Source organism: Massilimicrobiota sp. An80 (assembly GCF_002159255.1).
GTDB lineage: Bacteria > Bacillota_I > Bacilli_A > Erysipelotrichales > Coprobacillaceae > Allocoprobacillus > Allocoprobacillus merdigallinarum.
On the sequence record NZ_NFHI01000005.1, the window covers coordinates 65,055 to 84,748 of the forward strand.

19 protein-coding genes, 2 tRNA genes and 1 other annotated feature are annotated in these 19,694 nt (G+C 32.1%); of the genes, 17 read left to right on the forward strand and 4 right to left on the reverse strand.

Features of this window, described 5'->3' with window-relative positions:
* Window positions 1-44: 44 nt before the first annotated feature.
* A complete protein-coding gene (locus tag B5G32_RS02590) occupies window positions 45-1,400 on the reverse strand; it encodes an NCS2 family permease (protein WP_087935769.1) in 1,356 nt (451 codons plus the stop codon).
* A gap of 286 nt (window positions 1,401-1,686) precedes the next feature.
* Here B5G32_RS02590 and B5G32_RS02595 point away from each other — a divergent pair, with 286 nt between their 5' ends.
* The 3 genes from B5G32_RS02595 (at window position 1,687) to B5G32_RS02605 (ending at window position 4,362) form a co-directional block, all read left to right on the forward strand.
* Window positions 1,687-2,247: an RNA 2'-phosphotransferase gene (locus B5G32_RS02595; RefSeq protein ID WP_087243128.1), complete on the forward strand. Its 561-nt coding sequence runs from the start codon at window positions 1,687-1,689 to the stop codon at window positions 2,245-2,247.
* A gap of 69 nt (window positions 2,248-2,316) precedes the next feature.
* Complete coding sequence (gene ucpA / locus B5G32_RS02600; RefSeq protein WP_087935770.1) at window positions 2,317-3,117, forward strand: SDR family oxidoreductase UcpA; 801 nt, start codon at window positions 2,317-2,319, stop codon at window positions 3,115-3,117.
* 312 nt (window positions 3,118-3,429) lie between these two features.
* On the forward strand, window positions 3,430-4,362 hold the full coding sequence (locus B5G32_RS02605) for a GTP-binding protein (RefSeq protein ID WP_087935771.1): 933 nt from the start codon (window positions 3,430-3,432) through the stop codon (window positions 4,360-4,362).
* Window positions 4,363-4,372: 10 nt separating this feature from the next.
* On the opposite strand, the gene B5G32_RS02610 is transcribed toward B5G32_RS02605, so the two are convergent.
* The gene (locus B5G32_RS02610) at window positions 4,373-5,329 is read right to left on the reverse strand and encodes a biotin--[acetyl-CoA-carboxylase] ligase (RefSeq protein WP_087935772.1); all 957 of its coding nucleotides are present in this window, start codon (window positions 5,327-5,329) and stop codon (window positions 4,373-4,375) included.
* A gap of 93 nt (window positions 5,330-5,422) precedes the next feature.
* On the opposite strand from B5G32_RS02610, the gene B5G32_RS02615 reads away from it, so the two are divergent.
* Genes B5G32_RS02615 through B5G32_RS02625 form a run of 3 tightly spaced genes read left to right on the forward strand, consistent with a single transcriptional unit; the run spans window position 5,423 to window position 7,166 of the window.
* The gene (locus B5G32_RS02615) at window positions 5,423-5,923 is read left to right on the forward strand and encodes a DMP19 family protein (RefSeq protein ID WP_087303850.1); all 501 of its coding nucleotides are present in this window, start codon (window positions 5,423-5,425) and stop codon (window positions 5,921-5,923) included.
* A 58-nt stretch (window positions 5,924-5,981) separates the two neighbouring features.
* The gene (locus B5G32_RS02620; protein ID WP_087243132.1) at window positions 5,982-6,203 is read left to right on the forward strand and encodes an acyl carrier protein; all 222 of its coding nucleotides are present in this window, start codon (window positions 5,982-5,984) and stop codon (window positions 6,201-6,203) included.
* Window positions 6,204-6,239: 36 nt separating this feature from the next.
* Window positions 6,240-7,166 carry a magnesium transporter CorA family protein gene (locus tag B5G32_RS02625; protein WP_087303849.1) on the forward strand — a complete coding sequence of 309 codons (927 nt, stop codon included), beginning with the start codon at window positions 6,240-6,242 and terminating at the stop codon, window positions 7,164-7,166.
* Here the strand turns inward: B5G32_RS02625 and B5G32_RS02630 are convergent.
* Window positions 7,161-8,498: an aminotransferase-like domain-containing protein gene (locus B5G32_RS02630; protein ID WP_087935773.1), complete on the reverse strand. Its 1,338-nt coding sequence runs from the start codon at window positions 8,496-8,498 to the stop codon at window positions 7,161-7,163. The genes B5G32_RS02625 and B5G32_RS02630 overlap by 6 nt on opposite strands.
* Before the next feature lie 127 nt (window positions 8,499-8,625).
* Here B5G32_RS02630 and B5G32_RS02635 point away from each other — a divergent pair, with 127 nt between their 5' ends.
* From B5G32_RS02635 to B5G32_RS02645, 3 genes are all read left to right on the forward strand, one after another.
* Complete coding sequence (locus tag B5G32_RS02635; RefSeq protein WP_087935774.1) at window positions 8,626-9,954, forward strand: 6-phospho-beta-glucosidase; 1,329 nt, start codon at window positions 8,626-8,628, stop codon at window positions 9,952-9,954.
* 91 nt (window positions 9,955-10,045) lie between these two features.
* Window positions 10,046-10,136 (forward strand) — tRNA-Ser (locus B5G32_RS02640).
* 30 nt (window positions 10,137-10,166) lie between these two features.
* Window positions 10,167-10,243, forward strand: a tRNA-Asp gene (locus tag B5G32_RS02645).
* A gap of 75 nt (window positions 10,244-10,318) precedes the next feature.
* Here B5G32_RS02645 and B5G32_RS02650 read toward each other — a convergent pair.
* On the reverse strand, window positions 10,319-10,849 hold the full coding sequence (locus B5G32_RS02650) for an NUDIX hydrolase (protein WP_087297478.1): 531 nt from the start codon (window positions 10,847-10,849) through the stop codon (window positions 10,319-10,321).
* Between the two features lie 232 nt (window positions 10,850-11,081).
* Here B5G32_RS02650 and B5G32_RS02655 point away from each other — a divergent pair, with 232 nt between their 5' ends.
* The 8 genes from B5G32_RS02655 (at window position 11,082) to B5G32_RS02685 (ending at window position 19,187) form a co-directional block, all read left to right on the forward strand.
* Complete coding sequence (locus B5G32_RS02655) at window positions 11,082-12,062, forward strand: RluA family pseudouridine synthase (RefSeq protein ID WP_087243137.1); 981 nt, start codon at window positions 11,082-11,084, stop codon at window positions 12,060-12,062.
* Between the two features lie 52 nt (window positions 12,063-12,114).
* A complete protein-coding gene (locus B5G32_RS02660; protein ID WP_087243138.1) occupies window positions 12,115-13,035 on the forward strand; it encodes an ROK family protein in 921 nt (306 codons plus the stop codon).
* 125 nt (window positions 13,036-13,160) lie between these two features.
* Complete coding sequence (mnmA, locus tag B5G32_RS02665) at window positions 13,161-14,294, forward strand: tRNA 2-thiouridine(34) synthase MnmA (RefSeq protein ID WP_087935775.1); 1,134 nt, start codon at window positions 13,161-13,163, stop codon at window positions 14,292-14,294.
* The gene (recD2, locus tag B5G32_RS02670) at window positions 14,294-16,486 is read left to right on the forward strand and encodes an SF1B family DNA helicase RecD2 (protein WP_087935776.1); all 2,193 of its coding nucleotides are present in this window, start codon (window positions 14,294-14,296) and stop codon (window positions 16,484-16,486) included. Before mnmA ends, recD2 begins: the two co-directional genes overlap by 1 nt.
* A 42-nt stretch (window positions 16,487-16,528) precedes the next feature.
* Window positions 16,529-16,666: a hypothetical protein gene (locus tag B5G32_RS13765; protein WP_158093958.1), complete on the forward strand. Its 138-nt coding sequence runs from the start codon at window positions 16,529-16,531 to the stop codon at window positions 16,664-16,666.
* Between the two features lie 49 nt (window positions 16,667-16,715).
* Window positions 16,716-17,753: an AI-2E family transporter gene (locus B5G32_RS02675; RefSeq protein WP_087935777.1), complete on the forward strand. Its 1,038-nt coding sequence runs from the start codon at window positions 16,716-16,718 to the stop codon at window positions 17,751-17,753.
* A gap of 56 nt (window positions 17,754-17,809) precedes the next feature.
* Entirely contained in the window at window positions 17,810-18,754 is a 945-nt protein-coding gene (locus B5G32_RS02680; RefSeq protein ID WP_087935778.1) for a Na/Pi cotransporter family protein, read from the forward strand.
* Window positions 18,755-18,767: 13 nt separating this feature from the next.
* Window positions 18,768-19,187: a dihydrofolate reductase family protein gene (locus B5G32_RS02685; RefSeq protein WP_087935779.1), complete on the forward strand. Its 420-nt coding sequence runs from the start codon at window positions 18,768-18,770 to the stop codon at window positions 19,185-19,187.
* A gap of 145 nt (window positions 19,188-19,332) precedes the next feature.
* Window positions 19,333-19,532, forward strand: a binding site (T-box leader).
* Window positions 19,533-19,694: the final 162 nt, after the last annotated feature.

A 19,694-nucleotide genomic window follows, 5' to 3' on the forward strand; every position in this document is an offset into this window, starting at 1 on the left:
GAAAAAGGAGTTGCTCTGATGAGTCAACTCCTGAATTTTTTGTATTAAATAATCGCAAGTAAGACAAAGTTTAAGATAAATAATAATGCAACACCAGCAATAATAGGGTGAATATCTTTGGCTTGTTTCTTAAAGATTTTAATTAAACAATAGAAAATAAAGGCACTGGCAATACCATAAGAAATACTATAACAAAGAGCCATAAAGATACCTGCAAAGAAAGCTGGAATCGCATCTTCTAAATTTGACCAGTCAATTTCAGCAAATGATGAAACCATCATACATCCAACAATAATTAATGCTGGTGCTGTTGCAGCTGAAGGAATGGCACTGACAAAAGTTGCTAAAAAGGCACTTAAAGCAAAGCAGATGGCTGTGACAACAGATGTTAACCCTGTACGACCCCCAGCCCCAATACCAGCAGCACTTTCTACATAAGTTGTTGTATTTGAAGTTCCAAAAATAGCTCCAATAGATGTTGCAGTTGCATCCGCAAACAATGCTTTATCCATTTTAGAACTGAATCTACTACTTGTTTCTAATGCTTTTTCATCTTCTTCAGAGAAAATACCACTACGTCTACCAGTTCCAATAAATGTACCAATTGTATCAAAAGTGTCTGACATACTAAATGCAAAAATAGTAATTAAAACTAAAGGTAAACGAGACAGATCACTAAATAATGAAGGTAAACCTTCAGATGTAAAAATAACACCAAATGTTGAAGGTAAAGCACTTAATGCTTCACTAAAGCTAACAGTATCTGTTGTGGTTGTCACACCAAAAGGAATACCTAAGATAGTTGTGACAATAATCGCAATTAAAATACCACCTTTCACATTTTTTAATGTTAAAATAGCTGCTAAAACCAATCCAATTAAGAAAATCCATAAAACAGGTTGATTTAATGTAGCAATGGCAGGAACACCGCTATCAAATGTAATAAAACCAACATTTAAGAAACCTAAATAAGCAATAAAGACACCAATTCCACCACCAATAGCATTTTGTAAAGATTGTGGAATAGCCTTAATAATGATTTTTCTGATCTTTGTAACAGTAATGAAAATATTAATCAAACCACAAATAAAAACCATTGATAAGGCTTGTTGCCATGTGAATTGTAATTGAAAACATACTGTATAAACGAAAAATGCATTCAATCCCATTCCAGGTGCTTGAGCATAAGGAACATTTGCTACAAGTCCCATAATTAAAGTTCCAACCACTGCAGAAATAATTGTAGCTAAGAAGACAGCTCCCCATTCCATTCCAGCTTGTGATAATGTATTTGGATTGACTGCAATAATATAAGCCATCGCAAAGAATGTTGTAATTCCAGCCATCACTTCTGTTGAAACAGTCGTTCCATTTTCTTTCAATTTAAATAATTTTTCCATTTTTTCTCCCTTCTCCTGATTTTAATCAAGAATGTCTAAACTTTATCATATTTCAAATTAATTTTCAAATACACCCATCAAATGACTTTATTCATATCATTATTTATCAATGCTTCATAGAAAATATTATTAAGAAATATGATTTTCTTGTATAATAAATTTGAAATCAAAATTCAATTTAAACGATATCATCAATAAATTCTGTTATGTTGAAAAAGATGTAGCAAGATATCGCTATATTTATGAACAGCATTTCAAAAAGAAAGTCAGGAGGGTTTAAGTAAATATGAAATTGACACCTATAAGTCGTTACATGGCATTACTGTTACGTCATCATCCTGAACAGGCAGGGATAACCTTAGATGAACATGGCTGGGCACATGTAGATGAATTAATCAAAGGTATTCAAAAAAGATATCCACAATTTCAACGAGAGATATTAGAAGAGATTGTTCGCACTGATTCAAAACAAAGATATGCTTTTAATGAAGATCATACTTTGATTCGCGCTAATCAGGGTCATTCTATACCTGTTGATATTGAATTCAAACATGCAGTGCCACCTGATATTTTATATCATGGAACAGCTAAAAAGTATGTATCTTCTATTCAACAGCAAGGTTTGATTTCTAAATCGCGACTTTATGTTCATTTATCGACTGATGTTGAAACAGCTATAAAAGTAGGAAAAAGACATGGAGAACCTGTTATCTATCAAATTGATGCGAAACAAATGTATCAGGATGGCATTATTTTTTATCTTTCAGCTAATTATATCTGGCTCGTGAAAAAGGTTCCGCTTCAATATATGAAGCGACTGGATATAGAAAATATAAATCAGACATGAAATGTTTGAGTGTTATGTTCAAAAGGATTACAATAAAGATATAGATAATAATAAAGGAGACATGAATTTATGGGAAAATTAGATGGAAAAGTTGCAATCATTACAGGAGCGGCTGCTGGATTGGGTGAAGGTATTGCAGAAGCCTATGTGAAATATGGAGCTAAAATCTGTATGATTGATTTATCGAAAGATGTTGAACAGACAGCTCAAAAGCTACGTGATCAATATCAGGCTGATATTATTACATATGTAGGCAATGTCGCTGATAAAGCACAAATGAAAGAAGCTGTGCAAAAAACAGTGGATGTTTTTGGTGAAGTCAATATTGCCTGCTGTAATGCTGGAGTTTGTCGCTTAGCACCATTTGAACAAATGAGTGATGAAATGAGAGATTTTCATATTGATGTCAATATCAAAGGTGTATGGAATACCTGTCAGGCAGTCATTCCTTATATGTTAAAACAAGGGAAAGGAAGTATTGTGATTGCTTCTTCCGTGACTGGAGATATTGTGGCTGATGCAGGAGAAGCAGCTTATGCCATGACAAAAGCAGCTCTGGTTGGTTTAACAAAATGTCTAGCTGTTGAATATGCCAGTCGTCATATTCGTGTGAACTGTTCACAACTTGGTTATGCCAGAACACCAATGGTTGAAAAGATGGCAGTAGAATCAAACCCAGATGATCCAGAAAGTGCAATTGCTGATATTGCCAAAGGCGTTCCAATGGGAAGACTTGCCAAACCAATAGAAGTTGGAGAATTATTTGCATTTTTAGGTAGTGATGAGTCAAGTTATATCACTGGTTCACAGTTTGTTATTGATGGTGGAAGTACATTGCCTGAAACGATGAGTATGGGAACAAATGAATAAACGTATAGAGGGAACATGTCCATTCCCTCTTTTTTCATGATCATGAAAGTAGTAGAATATTAAAAAATATGTTAAAATATGCCATATAATCACAAGTCTATATGATGTTATAGACAAGTTATTCAACTTATCAATGTTTAAGTATGATTATAATTCAATAGATTCATGAAAAGTGGTATTATGATTTTTGATGGGGGTGTTTATTAAACTGATTAAATACAGATAGAATCAATAATTAATGAGCTTCTTTTTATGACACTCATTTGAACATGTTTATAAAAGATAATTCCATAAATGAAGGGAGATGGTAATTTGACAAAGGTAGATTTAATTACTGGTTTTTTAGGTTCAGGAAAGACTACATTTATTAAACATTATGCCAGTTATCTGGTGAAGCAGGGATATAAAGTGGGTATCATTGAAAATGACTTTGGCGCTGTCAATGTGGATATGATGCTTTTACAGGAATCATTAGGTACACAATGTGATTTAGAAATGATTGCAGGTGGTTGTGATCGCCAAACGCATCAAAGACGTTTCAAGACCAAACTCATTTCAAAGGGCATGTTAAAATATGATTATCTTTTGGTTGAACCATCTGGTATATATGATGTTGATGAATTCTTTGATGTCTTACATGAAGAGCCATTAGAAAACTGGTATGAAATAGGAAATGTTTTTGCTGTTGTCAATGCTCAAATTGAACAGCATTTATCAAAGACTTCACGTTTTTTATTAGCTTCTCAAGTTGCTCATGCAGGATGTATTTTATTGAGTCATTATCAGGAAGCCAGTTTGGAAGAAGTGAAGCAGACAATTCATTTCATTCAACAATCTCTTTATGATGTACAATGTCAAAGAGTGCTTCAAGAAACGGATTTTGATACACATTGGATGCAATGGACGGACGAAGATTTCCAAAGTTTTATGAATAAAAGTTATGTGTTGAGTGATTATATGAAACATGAGATTGATTATCAAAAAGCATATACATCATTATATTTTATGAATAATCGCTTGAATCAGACAGAATTCAAGAAAGCTATTGATTCTATTTTTCATGATTTGTCATGTGGACATGTTTTTCGTATCAAAGGATTTATATCTGAAAATCAACAATGGATGGAATTGAATGCCACTCAAGATCATATCTCTTTACAACCTATATCTGATGGACAGGATATTGTGATTGTCATTGGAGAAGATTTGAATCAGGAACATATTGAAACTTATTTAAAGCCATAAAAAAACATCGTTACGACGATGTTTTTTTTCGTATAGAAACTTCTCCAGAACAAAGCTGACTGATGCCTTTTTCAGTTTGAATCTTTAATGATGCATCATCATGAATATCTAAAACATAAGCTGTATAGGTCTGATTATTTTCATAGACGGTAATATTTTGATGTAAAATATAAGAATGCTGACGATAAAAATCAAGAAATGAAGATGTCTGTAAGTTTTGGTAATCTTGATAGAAAATATGAAAAAAATCTATAATGAGCTGATCACGAGAAACTTTTGTTGTACAAAAGTCTTCAATACAGCCTGCAATATTTTGTAGTTCATTAGGCATTGTATAAGAATGAACATTGATACCAATACCGACAATCATATTTTCAATACGAGCTGTATTCATTTCAAGACTTGCTTCACATAAAATACCTGCAACCTTTACATCCTGAATCATAATATCATTAACCCATTTGATTTGAGGGTAAACAGGATAATTTTTTTCAATCGTTTTGACTAGCGATACAGCCAGGCATGCAGTGATTTTTAAAGAATCATAAATGGTCAGATCGGGTTTTAAGACAAAAGATAAATAAATCCCTTTTTGTTGAGGGGAATGAAAGCTTTTTCCATTTCTTCCTTTTCCTTTTGTCTGTGATTGGGCAATGACAATATCTCCCTGTTGATGAGGTGATCTTTTTAAATAATCATTGGTTGAATCAATATCATCAAAATACTCAATGTTCTTAAAAAAATCAGGAATCTGTGCTTTGATATGATCAATCAAGATCACATCATTATCGTCAGTTAAACAATATCCTTTTTTTGTCGATGATAAAATATGATATCCTTTCTCTTTTAATTTTTTTATACATGTTGATATTGTCATACGTGACACATTTAAACTTTCACAAATATCTTGTCCAGAAATATATTCATTTTGGTGTTGTTTTAATATTTTTAAGATTTCTTTTTCCATGCATTTATTATAGCTTATGTTTATAGGAAAGATAAAGGGATATTATATACTTTTTCACTCAAAAAGTATAAAATAAAGATAGGAGGTGTGAATATGCCAACAGTAGAAGATGTATTAGATGATTTGACTTTACAGGCCAGTGAGATTGTATCTAGAGAAGATGATAGTCAAATTGTCATAGATTTATATAATGTGATTTCTCAAAAGTGTGAAAACGGAGATTTATTAAATGAATTGAATGGAATCGAAAGAGTTTTCTATCTCTGTCAGACTTTTGTTTTGATGATGGGTAGTGGTGGTATAGAAACCTATTACAAAGAGCCATCAGGAAATTATGCTAATGAAACAGTGGAAGCATTACTAGAAATGAATGCCAAACGTACTGCTTTGATTTTGGATAGAGGCAATGGTATTTTTCATGAAGGGATTGTCCCAGAAAATCAGCAATTAAGAATAGAAGAATTGAAAAACTTGGATTATAGTGAAATTTCATGGTTGTTTGATTTATTGGATCAGGAGTTTTTGCAGTTAAAAGAAGATTTAGAAATGTTAAGTCTGAATTATGTTTTGAATCATAAAGAAGCTTTTATGTAAGAAAAGAGATTGTGTTTTCTAAAAGATATGATTATAATGAAAATGAGGTGAATAAGGAATGGATTATTTTGATAAAATAAAAGAGAGATTATCATCTAAATTAAAAGGTCAGGAATTAACAAAAGAATCTTCTTTTAAAGATTTAGGTATTGATTCATTGGATTTGGTTGATTTAGTCTTTGAATTAGAAGAAGAAATTGGTGTTGAGTTTCAAGATGATGAACTGTTGAAAATTACAACAGTACAAGATTTATTAGATTTAATTGATACAAAGAAATAGGGGAAACTCTATTTCTTTTTTGTTAGGAGGAAAGTTATGATTTATCAGGTTGATCATCAAAAAGAAATTGTTAATATTCATGATATTCAAGAGGAACATCGTTATATTGCGATGATGGATTTAGAAGAACTCAAGTCCTGTTATCAGGAGTTTGGCATTGATGAAGCTGCTATTCAACGTTTAGAAGATCCTTCATTATTTCATCAAAATATGATTATTCCAGCATATCATTATTATTTTGGTTTGGTTCATTTGATTAATGCAAGAGATATTTTTGTAAAGAAAGATTCATTAGCGTTATTTATCTTTAAAAATATATTTTTGGTTGTTGTGATTGATGATGAAGATCATCACATCAATCAGGTTTTTCAATCATCCAGTGATTATGTTTTACAAAAAGAAGTTTCTATTACAAGACTTGTTTATTATTTTTTAAGTGATCTTCTCGCTGCTGATTATCAGTATCTTGAAGAACTTCAAAATGAAATTGAGGAACTAGAAACACAAGAAGAAGATTCCATGCATTTTACAAATCAGTTAAGACAGTTAAATAAAGAATTGCTGTTATTACAAAATTATTATGAAAACTTCATGACGATAGGTGAAGATTTAGAAATGAATCATCATCATATTTTTGAAGATGATGATTCAAGATATTTTGAAATCTTTACACGTCGTATTGAGCGTTTATCAAAAAATGTAGAAATGTTAAGAGAAATCCTGAATCAGGCTCATAGTGCTCATCAGTCTAGAGAAGACTATAAACTGAATAAAACAATGCAATTTTTTACTGTTGTCACAACGATCTTTATGCCATTGACTTTAATTGCAGGATGGTATGGGATGAATTTTGAAAATATGCCTGAATTAAAAAGTATATACGGTTATCCAGCTGTGATTGTATTAAGCTGTATTGTTGTGATTGGATTGATTGTTTTATTTAAGAAAAAGAAATTTTTATAACATGTCTAAAAAAACTTGATAAAAGATTTGTAAAGCTTCTTTTAAATCATGACTATCAATTCTTGCTAGACTTAAACGAATCGAAGGATGAAAATGGGAAGGATCATAAAAACATCTTTCATTACGGGCAATTTTGATATGTTTTTGTTGGAGTCTGGTTTGAAATAAATCAAGATTGATATCAACAAGACATTGAATGGTTAAATAGTAACCAGAATAGCTGGAAATCACTTGAATCAGTTGTGAATCCCAGTTTTGAGTGACTTTTTTGATAATCTGATAATCTTTTTTTAAATGATTTTGTAGTTGCTGAGTTTGTTTTTTATAAAGTGAGCTTTTAATGTAGGATTCTAAAGTGGCTTGAGAAATTAATGATGGTAATTGATAAGAATAATAGTAGGATTGATGACTCAATTTTTCAAATGTGTTTTTAAAGTCTTTATGAATAATCGCAGCACCAATACGTAAATAAGGAATTGTTTTTGAAAAGCTTGTTAGATAAATACAGTTTTGTCCTTCCATATAATAATAGAGTGGTAAATAATGTGATGTTGATGAACAATGCCCAAAGTAATCATCTTCAATAATATAGACGTTATACTTTAAAGCCAGTTGCGCAATTTTTTGACGCATAGAGGTAGAATAAGTTGTTCCTAAAGGGTTGTGATTACGTGGAATGGTATAAAAGAATTTAATGTCATAATGTTGAAAGAGATATTGTAATTGAGTTAAATCAATACCATTTTCATCACGGGTAATTGTCAAAACAGGCAATGATTGAGATTTTAAAAATTGAACATAATAACTATATGTTGGTTCTTCAATCAGAATATATGTATGCTGATTAGGAAAATCAATAGCCGATAAAAAAGATAACATTTGTGTGACACCTTGAATCAGATAGATAGAACTTTCTTGAGTATAAATGCCCATGTCAAAAAAGAAGTCGGCTAAAGTCTGGCGTAAAGATTGAACACCTTGTAAAGACAGGTTCAATGAAGATTCTCTATATTCTTCAATAGCTAAAGATAAGCAATGTTTGGCATCTTCTAAAGATGTTGCTTTGATTGCAGGATTCCCTGTTTCTAGTGAAAATTCTTTTGTGTTGGATATTGGTAAGATAGGGGAACCGAGTACATAATAGCCACTTTGTGCTTTGGCATAAATCAAATGTTGATGAATTAATAATTGATAAGCCTTGATCACTGTTTCTTTACTACATCCTTGTTTTTTAGCCATAGTTCCAATCGAAGGCAGACGTTCTCCCTGTTTATAAATCTGTTGCATGATATCTTGTTCTAATGATTGAGCTAAACGTTCATATTTGGTCATATTGATCAACTCCTTAAAGATAGTATATCACATTCTAAACTATACCGGTATAGTTAACAATTCATTGTATTGCTTTTTTGAATAATTATTTTATAATGAAATCATCAAGAAGAAAGAGGTACTCAAAATGAATAAAGATGGTGTTAAAATTGTAACAATTGGTGGAGGAAGCAGTTATACTCCAGAATTAGTAGAAGGATTTATTAAAAGATATGATCATTTACCAGTTAGAGAATTATGGTTAGTGGATATTGAAGCAGGACGTGAAAAATTAGAAACAGTAGGCGCGTTGGCAAAGCGTATGGTTAAAAAAGCAGGCTTACCAATGAAAGTCATTTTAAGTTATGATCGTCGTGAAGCTTTGAAAGATGCAGACTTTGTCACAACACAAATGCGTATTGGACGTTTACCAGCGCGTGTATTAGATGAAAGAATTCCATTAAGCCATGGTTTAATTGGACAAGAAACAAATGGAGCTGGAGGAATGTTCAAAGCTTTCCGTACAATTCCTGTGATTTTAGATATTGTTAAAGATATTGAAGAGTTATGTCCAAATGCATGGTTAATCAACTTTACAAATCCAGCTGGAATGGTGACTGAAGCTATTTTACGCTATACAAACTTTAAAAAAGCCATTGGACTTTGTAATGTTCCAGTGAATATGGTTGCTGGTTTTGCAAAAATGTTAAATGTTGATGAAAGTCAAGTGACAATGGAAGTTCAAGGGGTTAACCACTTTATTTTTACAACTGATGTTTTTGTTGATGGGGTTTCACGTTTTGATGAATTATTGCATAAATATGCATATTTGAAACCTGAAGATACAATTCAAATGAAAAACTTCGTATCTTTACCATACTCTCCATCATTTATCAAAGGATTAAAAGCCATTCCTTGTCCATATCATAATTACTATTTCTTTACAAAAGAACAATTAGAAGAAGAATTAGAACAATTGAAAACAGGAACAGTTCGTGGAGAAGTTGTCAGCAAGACTGAAGAAGAATTATTTGAATTATATAGTCATGAAGAACTTCAGGAAAAACCAGAACAATTAGCAATGCGTGGAGGTGCTAAATATTCTGATGCAGCATGTAATTTAATTGCTTCTATCTATACAAATAAAGGTGATATTCAATATGTAGATGTCAGAAACAATGGCGCTATTGCTGATTTACCAATGGATAGTGCAGTAGAAGTGGCTTGTCGTATTACTGCAGATGGTCCACAACCTATCGCAACAGGAGATTTAAGATTACCAATTAGTGGATATGTTCATATGATGAAAACATTTGAACGTTTAGTTATTGAAGCAGCCATCAAAGGTGATCGTGATTTAGCAGTGACAGCTTTAAATATGAATCCATTATGTCCAAGTGATGAAATTGCTAATATTGTGATTGATGAATTATTAGAAGCACATAAAGATTATTTACCACAATTCTTTAATAAATAGAGTTAGTTCGCTAACTCTTTTTTGTATAAAGTTTTTTCATTTTAGTATTGAAATCTTTAAAAAGGTATGTTATTATAGTTAGGCAACTGAAGGAGACATACTCAAGAGGCTGAAGAGGCGCCCCTGCTAAGGGTGTAGGTCGGGAAACTGGCGCGAGGGTTCAAATCCCTCTGTCTCCGCCATTTATGTAAACCCTTGGCAGTTGTTATATTGGTCTGGTAGTTCAGTTGGTTAGAATGCCGCCCTGTCACGGCGGAGGTCGCGGGTTCGAGCCCCGTCCAGACCGCCAATATAAAATGATAACTATTCCATCATGGAATAGTTTTTTTTGTTTATAAAAGAAAAAAGTGGCTTTACCACTTTATCATTGATGATCTTTTTGATAGGCATACATAATCGCAATGACTGTTTTTGCATCAACGATTTCACCATCTAATACTTTTTGATAAGCTTCATCAATATCCATCTTGATAATATCAATAAACTCATCATCATCACCAGCTAAAGCATCATTGACTTCTTCAAAATCAATTGCTTCATAAAGATAAAGCCATTCGCTTGTATAGCCTGGAGAAGGTAAAACTTTCATAATAAATTTCATGTCACGAGCACGATTATTTGTTTCTTCTTCTAATTCACGAAAGGCACAATCTTGTGGATCTTCATCTTTTTCTAACTTTCCAGCAGGCACTTCAATAGTTTGAATACGATTAGGATATCTAAATTGTTTCACAAGAATGATTTGATGATCTTTAACAGCTAAGATACAAACACCACCATGATGATAAACAACTTCACGATAGGCATGTTCACCATTTTCTAATTCGACTTCTTCTCTTGTGACTTGCATAATTTTACCATCATAAATAAGTGTTCTTTGAATCTCTTTTTCCATGATTTTTCACCTCCTCCATATTATAACATAAAATAGAAAAAGAAAGTATGCGGGGGAGCATACTTTCTTCTATCTCTATTATTTACACGTTAGGGTGATAATAGGGGGGGTATGTTTAAGTGACAACCACTTAACATAAATAATTATAACAGAGTTTTAAGAGATGTAAAGGCTTTCAAATAAAAATGTGTATTTTTTTAAGAAATTTTGATAGAATGAAAATGGTGATGAAATGAAAACTTTAATGATAGATGAAAATTATGAAAACCAAAGAATAGATAAATATTTAAAGAAATTATTGTGTCAGGCACCGCCACAGCTGATTTATAAAATGTTAAGAAAAAAAGATGTGAAAGTTAATGGTGTCAGGGTGAAAGAAAACTATATTTTAAAAAAAGGGGATCAGGTAGAATTATTTTTATATGAAGATCGCTTTTTAGAGCTTACAAAACCTCAAAGTATCTTTGATTTACCAATTACTTTTGATGTTTTATATGAAGATGACAATGTATTGATTGTCAATAAACCAGCTGGCTTGCTGGTTCATGAAGATATTCATGAAGATGTCAATACATTATCAAATCAGGTTTTAACTTATTTACATCAAAAAGGAGAATATGATCCTCAACAGACATTAGGATTTACTCCTGGACCAGTCCATCGTCTCGACCGCAATACCAGTGGCATTGTCATTTTTGGAAAAACGATGCGTGCTTTGCAGGATTTAAATGAGATGATGAAAAAACGTCATTGCATTGACAAGACATATCTGACAATCTGTAAAGGCTATATGCCTAGTGGTGAGTTGATTGGATATATGAAAAAAGATAGCGATCGCTCACTTGCAAGAATGGTATCACCTTCAACTGAAGGGGCTTTAAAGATGCATACGCTTGTTGAAAACATTAAATCTAATCAAAAATATTCTTTATTGAAAGTTAAAATCATTACAGGAAGAACCCATCAGATTCGTCTGCATTTATCAAGTGTTGGACATCCAGTGATTGGAGATAGTAAATATGGAGATTTTGAATTGAATCGTTATTTGAAAAAGACTTATCATTTTCAAAATCAATTTTTACATGCCTATTCCATCTGTTTTGTTAAACCGATAGGTTCTTTAAAATACTTACAGGATCATGTCATAACATGTCCATTACCACAAAACTTAGAAGTTTTGAAAAATGCATTGTTTCATGAAAAGAATCTATGAAAACAGTTGATTTTATTGTATAATAAATATAAATCAAGGAAGGAGAACTAAGATGAAATATTATATTGGGATTGATTTAGGTGGAACAAACGTACGTACTCTTTTGGTTGATGAAAATGGACAATCATATAGTGAAGTCAAAGATGCAACAGAAAGAGAAAATGGACCAGATTATGTTTGTTCAAAAATTATAAGACAAATTGAAAGTTTAGATTATTCAATTTGTGGTGGTATCAATAATGTTCAGGGGATTGGAATTGGTGTTCCTGGACCTGTAGATACTGAACGTGGTGTCATGATTATGGCAACAAATTTACCTGGATTTGAAAATTATCCTATTTGTGAAAAGCTTTCAAGTCGTTTTAACTTACCTGTATTTATTGATAATGATGCTAATGTTGCTGGATTAGCAGAAGCTTTATTAGGTGCTGGTAAAGGAAAACCAACATGTTATTATGTGACAATTTCAACTGGAATTGGTGGAGCTTTTGTTGTGAATGGTCAACTTGTTTCTGGTGGAAGAGGACATGCTGGAGAAGTTGGAAATATTATTGTGAAAAACAACGGATATAAATTCGGAGGTTTAAACCCTGGAGCTGTAGAAGGTGAAGCTAGTGGTACAGCTATTACACGTAAAGGAAAAGAAATCTTAGGTGAAGATCGTGTCAATCATGCTGGAGATGTTTTCAGATTAGCTGATGAAGGTGATATCAAAGCAAAAGGTATCGTTGATGAATGTGTCAGTGAACTTGCTACTATGTTAGCAGATATTGCTCATACTGTTGATCCACATTGTTTTGTATTAGGTGGAGGGGTTATGAAATCTAAAAAATACTTCTATGATCAACTTGTTGAACAATTCAATGCGAAAATTCATATTGGTATGAGAGGACATATCCCTATTTTAGAAAGAGAATTAGAAGATTGTGGTGCTATTGGTGCAGCCATGCTTCCAATGTCAAAATTAAAATAATGGTAATATGACAACTGATATAGAGTGAGATGCTCTTTATCAGTTTTATTTTTATATGAGTATTCCATTATTTTTACTTTATAATTGTTGAAGAAAATGATAGAATATGCAAGAAGGAGGCGTCTATGAAACAAAGAGTTGTATTAGGTTTAAGTGGTGGTGTAGATAGTGCAGTTGCAGCTTATGTTTTAAAGCAACAAGGTTATGAAGTTATTGGCGTTTTTATGCGTAACTGGGATTCATCATTAAATAATGATATTTTAGGAAATCCGACAAATGACGATGATATCTGTCCACAGGAAAAAGATTATAATGATGCAAAAAAAGTCGCTGAGCATTTAGGAATAGAATTAAGACGTGTTGATTTTATTAAGGAATATTGGGATCATGTTTTTACATATTTTTTAGAAGAATATGCTAAAGGGAGAACGCCTAATCCTGATATTTTATGCAATAAACATATTAAATTTAAAGCTTTTTTAGATTATGCCAAATCTATTGAGGCCGATTATATTGCGACAGGACATTATGCACGTGTGGAACATCATGATGGACAAGATTCTATTATGTTAAGAGGAATTGATTCTAATAAAGATCAGACATACTTTTTATGTCAGTTAAATCAATCTCAACTACAGTCTTCATTATTTCCAATTGGAAATATGACCAAACCAGAAGTCAGACAATTGGCGGAAGATTTAAATTTGCCAGTGGCTCATAAAAAAGACAGTACAGGAATCTGTTTTATTGGAGAAAGAGATTTTAGAGAGTTCTTGAAAAATTATATTCCAGCCAAAGCTGGAAAGATGATAGATATTGAAACTGGTCAAGTTGTCGGTGAACATCAAGGCATTATGTATTATACAATTGGACAACGTAAAGGTTTAGGTATTGGTGGTCCAGGTGATGCCTGGTTTGTTGTGGGTAAAAAGTATGATGATAATATTTTATATGTGTGCCAAGGTGATCAGAATCAATGGTTAATGAGCGAAGGTGCTTTAATTACGGATGTCAATTGGATCGGTAGTCAAAAACCATCGGGAGAATATGATTGCACAGCCAAATTTAGATATCGTCAAAAAGATAATGAAGTTTCGATTCATTTTGTTGATGAAACAACACTTTATGTGACATTCAAACAACCTGTCAAAGCTGTAACGCCTGGTCAGGAAGCAGTCTTTTATCAGGGTGATGTCTGTCTTGGTGGAGGAACGATTGATAAAGTGTATAAAGATGATAAGGAGATTACATACTTATAATGTTAGAATACACGGGAATTATTAAACGTATTAGGTTTTATAGTGAGGATACAAAGTTTATTGTCTGTCTGATTGATAGTGAACAGGAAGATAAACCAATTCTGGCAACGGGTTATATGAGTTATGTAAATCTACAGGATAAATATCATTTTCAGGGTGATTATGTGATTCATCCTAAATATGGGAAACAATTTCAGATTCAATCTTATGAGATTGTTTTAGCGAATGAGGAAAGTGAAATCATTCGCTATTTATCTAGTCCTTTATTTAAAGGGATTGGTGAAAAACAGGCCAGTGCTATTGTGGAAGCTTTGGGTCAAGATGCATTAAGTAAGATTAAAGAAGATAAGCATGTTTTAGATCATGTTCGTGGTATGAATGAAACCAAACGTGAAACGATTGCGAGTGTGTTAAATTCCCAGGATTTCGATCAGGAAGTTTTGATGTTTTTCATGGGACATGGTATTTCAACACGTCATCTGGCTTTAATTCAAGCTGTCTATCAGGAAAAAACATTGGATATCTTACAGAATAATCCTTATCAGTTAATTGATGATATTGATGGAATTGGTTTTAAAACAGCAGATGATCTGGCATTGAAAATAGGTGTTGATCAACATGATCATCATCGTATTCAGGCAGCTATTGTTTATGCTTTAAAAGAAGCCTGTTTTCAAGATGGAAGTACATATCATAACTTTGAGGCTATCGTGAAAAGATTTCATCGCTATATTCCTCAAATTGATGATGAAAGTTTTGAAACAGCTTTGCAGGATGTTCTTGAACAACGTAAAATTATTCAGGAAGATGATCGTTATTATCCTTATGATTTATATCAAAGTGAAATACAAATATCAAAAATCTTTCAAAAATGGCTTCATGCGCCTTTGTATGAATATGATCAGCAGGAAATTGATACCATTATTGCAGATTTAGAAACAGAGTTATCTATTCAATATGATCATTTTCAAAAAGAAGCGATGACACTCTTTTTAAAACAGTCAGCTATGATTATTACAGGTGGGCCAGGAACTGGAAAAACAACGATTGTCAATGCTATGATTAAAATCTATCAGCGTTTAAATCCTGATCAAAAATTAGCTGTTGTTGCACCAACTGGTAGAGCAGCTAAACGTTTGACTGAAGTGACAGGAGTGGAAGCTTGTACCATTCATCGTTTATTAAAATGGGATTTACATACAAATACTTTTGCGATTAATGAGAAAAATCCATTAGATGTGGATTTATTGATCATTGATGAGTTTTCAATGGTCGATTCTTTATTGTTTTCACATCTTTTGTTAGCTTGTCAAAAAGTCAGTCAGATTCTTTTGATTGGAGATGATCAGCAATTGCCATCTGTGGCACCTGGTCGTGTTTTAAATGATCTCATCAGTTGTCAGCGTATCCCAACCATTGCTTTACATCACATATATCGTCAATCCAAAGAAAGTGGTATTGTTCAATTAGCCCATAGTATTCGCAATAATCAATATGATGAAACTTTATTTTCAAAGTATCAGGATATTCATTTTCAAACATGTGCCGCCTATGATGTTGTCAAGTATGTACGTGTATTAGTCACAAAAGCATTAGAAGATGGCTATGATGTGCATGATATACAAGTTTTAGCACCAATGTATAATGGTGTTGCTGGTATTGATGCTTTAAATGATTGTCTACAGGAATTATTTAATCCTCAAGATGGATTTAAAAATGAACTGCGTGTGGGTAAACGTTTATTTAGAGAAGGCGATAAGATTTTACAGTTAAAAAATCGTATTGAAGATAATGTTTTTAATGGTGATATAGGAACATTGGTAGAAATCTGTTATAAAGATAATTTTGAATATTTATCAGATATGATGATTGTTGATTTTGATGGAACTATTGTTGAATATACGCCACAGGAATTTTATACATTGACACATGCTTATTGCATGAGTGTTCATAAATCACAGGGAAATGAATTTAAAATTGTCATTATGCCTGTTTTAAAAGACTATTATATTATGTTGAAAAAGAATCTGATTTATACAGGATTAACACGAGCAAAACAGTCTTTATGGTTTTTAGGAAATCATCAGGCTTTTCAATATGGAATTGGTCGAGAACAAGATGATCGAAGGAAAACGACATTGATTTCAAGAATGAACGAAACTCCTGAAATTTCTTTGTATGATTTTGAATAATCAGGACATACTAAGATTGTACTTTTAAAGGAGTGAATAATCATGTCAAAATTAGCTGTTGCTTTTTTCTCGGCAGGAATTGTTGCTGCGGCAATGATTATGATGAGTGATATGCCATGTGCCGATAACATCGAACATACTGTTCATAAAGCCAAAAAAGCGATTAAGGAACAACTTTAAGAAGTACAAAAGGACTCATTGTAGTCCTTTTCTTGTCGTGGAGGTTGAAATGAAAAGAAATAATATCGCTCGTTCTCTCATCATTTTTTGTATTTGTGCTATTTTACTTTATTATGTTTATACTTTATTTCGTATAGGATCATTATTGATTTATATTTTTCAATTGATTTTTCCTGTTATTATTGCATTGTTTTTTCATTTTCTTATTGATCCCCTGATTGATTATTTTACCAGTGATCGCCTTTCTAGAAAAGTTGTTGTAACACACTTGTATTTATCTTTTTCATTGTTTTTTATTTTAAGCTGTTATTTTTTAATCCCTTATTTATTAGATCAATGTCTTATTTTTTATCATCGTATCTGTGATAGTCAGATTATGGTTAATCCTATTTTTTCTACTTTTATTCGTTTTTTAGAAGAATATCAGGTCATTGATTATTTTATAGATATGTTTAATGGTTGGACACAGACAGTCATTTACTGGGTTGGAAATATTTTTATAGCATTAGGCATTTCATTTTATTTATCTTATGATAATCTTCATTTAATTGAAAAAGCTATTGTCTATCTTCCTTTTGAAAAACAGGGCATCTGTATGCAGACACTAAAAAAATTAAAACTCACAACATATCAGTTTATGAAATCAATGATTTTAGATTTTTTCTTCTTCTTTTTGATGTGCTTTATTCCTTTCTTTTTTATAAATCAGAATTTTGCAGTTTGGATGGCATTATTTTTATCACTTACAAATCTCATTCCTTATGTTGGACCTTATATTGGTGGCATACCAGTTGTTATTTATGAATTCTTTATTGATCAGCATCTTGGTTATGCATCTCTTATTGTGATTATGGTTTTACAATATTTAGAATCTTCTTATTTACAACCTTATTTATTTTCTAAAGGCATTCATTTACATCCTATTCTTCTTTTAATAGCATTGACTTTCTTTGGAGATCTTTTTGGTCTGATTGGTATGATTTTTTCGCCACTATTATTGTCATATGTCGTTTTTATTGGAGAACTTTTCAAGAATTTACGTATTGGTGATGATATTAAGAGAATTATGCAGCATGAAAACCGATAAAGATTTTACAAATTTTTTCTTTGTTATCATATATGATAATAAAGGGGTGTGAAGCCATGACGATTTCTCATTATTTAGGACTGTTAGGAGGATTGGCATTATTTCTGTTTGGCATGGAATTGTTATCAGAAGGATTAACAGAAGGACTGGGAGAAAGATTAGAAATCTTTTTATTAAAACTGACCAATCATAAGTGGAAAGCTATTGGTGTAGGGACTTTGTTGACATGCCTGATTCAAAGCTCATCTGCTATGAGTGTTATTCTCATTGGTTTTTTAAATGCCCATATCATGTCATTAAAAAGAGCTATCTGGGTTATGATGGGAGCTAATATTGGGACAACTATAACAGGACAGATGATTGCTTTAGATATTGGCATGTTTGCGCCATTGTTAGCCTTTGTAGGCGTATGTTTATATCTGATAAGTCATGGCATCAAGCATCTATGTGGACAAGTGATGATGGCTTTAGGACTATTATTTATGGGACTTGAAATGATGGCTCAATCCATGTTGCCCCTACAACACTCATCCACATTTGTGAATGCTTTAATGCATATTCAAAATCCAATATGGGGTGTCTGTATCGGTATGTTGTTTACAGCTTTGATTCAAAGTTCATCAGCATCTATTGGTATTTTACAAATTCTCGCTTCTAAACAGTTGATTTCTTTTCATCAGGCTGTTTATCTGATTCTAGGTTTTGATTTAGGAACGTGTATAACAGGTTTTCTTGCTTCTTTAAAAGGATCACGCAATGGAAAACGTCTAGCATTGTTTCATTTTCTTTTTAATGTTGTAGGAGCTATCAGTTTTTTAATTATCTCACAGATGATTCCTCTCGTCGATTGGATTGCAGGATGGACACCATTATCACCCCTCCATCAAATAGCCAATATGCATACATTTTATAATATGATGACAACATTCATTGTCTTACTATGTGAACCTTATCTGATTCAGACTATTCAATGGATTTACCCATATCACCATAAAAAATAAAAAGAAAGTAAGGATGATAGTGAGAAAAGTCATTTTGTATATCGCAATGAGTTTAGATGGATATATCACCGATCAACATGGACGTATAGATTGGTTACATGGTGATAATCCTACAGATGAAAAAACAGAAAGTTATCATCATTTATTAAAACATGTTGATAGTGTTATTATGAGTGAAACAGCTTTTCGTATAATAGAAAAGAAAATCAACCAATATTGGATTCGTCAAGGATTAAAGATTTATGTTTTATCATCTTTGACTCAGTTATCATCAGATCATGTCATTGTCACATCTGAAGATATTTGTTCATTAGTTCAAAAAAAACAGGATTCTGGAAAAGATATTTGGATTTGTGGTGGTCAACAATTGATTACACCTTTAATTCAGGCTAATATGATTGATGAATATCATATTTCTATGATTCCAACATGAATTGGAAAAGGGAAACGTTTATTTGAAGATTTTGATCAGGAAAAAAGATTATCTTTGATAAAAACTTATGTTTATAATGGTATTGTTGATATTGAATATCAGAAGAAGTATTGATTTTTGATAATAAATTGGATATAATATCAAAGTCAAATCGTTGAAGAAGAAAAGTATTTATAAGTGATCTTGAAGAGAGGGAATGGCTGGTGAAAATTCCTGGATACTTGTAAAGAAAGCTACCTTCTAAGAGTGATGCAAACATCAACGTAAATCGGCGTTAACGATCAAAGAGCATAATGAGTATTCATTATGAATGAGGATGGTACCGCGATGATAGTCGTTCCTTTTCAGGAATGACTTTTTTTATTAAAAGGAGCTAACTATATAAAATTCAAGTCATTTGATGAAAAAGTTTGAAAATGTTAAATGATTTGATTATGGTAGCTCATCAATATGTAAGATCTTTGAAATGTGAATATGATTTGTATTTTTGGGCATGACGAAAACAGC

Bases quoted from the DNA above. Each gene is read 5' to 3' on its own strand.
- B5G32_RS02590 (WP_087935769.1), bottom strand. From the start codon at position 1,400: ATGGAAAAATTATTTAAATTGAAAGAAAATGGAACGACTGTTTCAACA.
- B5G32_RS02595 (WP_087243128.1), top strand. From the start codon at position 1,687: ATGAAATTGACACCTATAAGTCGTTACATGGCATTACTGTTACGTCAT.
- ucpA (WP_087935770.1), top strand. From the start codon at position 2,317: ATGGGAAAATTAGATGGAAAAGTTGCAATCATTACAGGAGCGGCTGCT.
- B5G32_RS02610 (WP_087935772.1), bottom strand. From the start codon at position 5,329: ATGGAAAAAGAAATCTTAAAAATATTAAAACAACACCAAAATGAATAT.
- B5G32_RS02615 (WP_087303850.1), top strand. From the start codon at position 5,423: ATGCCAACAGTAGAAGATGTATTAGATGATTTGACTTTACAGGCCAGT.
- B5G32_RS02620 (WP_087243132.1), top strand. From the start codon at position 5,982: ATGGATTATTTTGATAAAATAAAAGAGAGATTATCATCTAAATTAAAA.
- B5G32_RS02625 (WP_087303849.1), top strand. From the start codon at position 6,240: ATGATTTATCAGGTTGATCATCAAAAAGAAATTGTTAATATTCATGAT.
- B5G32_RS02630 (WP_087935773.1), bottom strand. From the start codon at position 8,498: ATGACCAAATATGAACGTTTAGCTCAATCATTAGAACAAGATATCATG.
- B5G32_RS02635 (WP_087935774.1), top strand. From the start codon at position 8,626: ATGAATAAAGATGGTGTTAAAATTGTAACAATTGGTGGAGGAAGCAGT.
- B5G32_RS02650 (WP_087297478.1), bottom strand. From the start codon at position 10,849: ATGGAAAAAGAGATTCAAAGAACACTTATTTATGATGGTAAAATTATG.
- B5G32_RS02655 (WP_087243137.1), top strand. From the start codon at position 11,082: ATGAAAACTTTAATGATAGATGAAAATTATGAAAACCAAAGAATAGAT.
- B5G32_RS02660 (WP_087243138.1), top strand. From the start codon at position 12,115: ATGAAATATTATATTGGGATTGATTTAGGTGGAACAAACGTACGTACT.
- mnmA (WP_087935775.1), top strand. From the start codon at position 13,161: ATGAAACAAAGAGTTGTATTAGGTTTAAGTGGTGGTGTAGATAGTGCA.
- recD2 (WP_087935776.1), top strand. From the start codon at position 14,294: ATGTTAGAATACACGGGAATTATTAAACGTATTAGGTTTTATAGTGAG.
- B5G32_RS13765 (WP_158093958.1), top strand. From the start codon at position 16,529: ATGTCAAAATTAGCTGTTGCTTTTTTCTCGGCAGGAATTGTTGCTGCG.
- B5G32_RS02675 (WP_087935777.1), top strand. From the start codon at position 16,716: ATGAAAAGAAATAATATCGCTCGTTCTCTCATCATTTTTTGTATTTGT.
- B5G32_RS02680 (WP_087935778.1), top strand. From the start codon at position 17,810: ATGACGATTTCTCATTATTTAGGACTGTTAGGAGGATTGGCATTATTT.
- B5G32_RS02685 (WP_087935779.1), top strand. From the start codon at position 18,768: ATGATAGTGAGAAAAGTCATTTTGTATATCGCAATGAGTTTAGATGGA.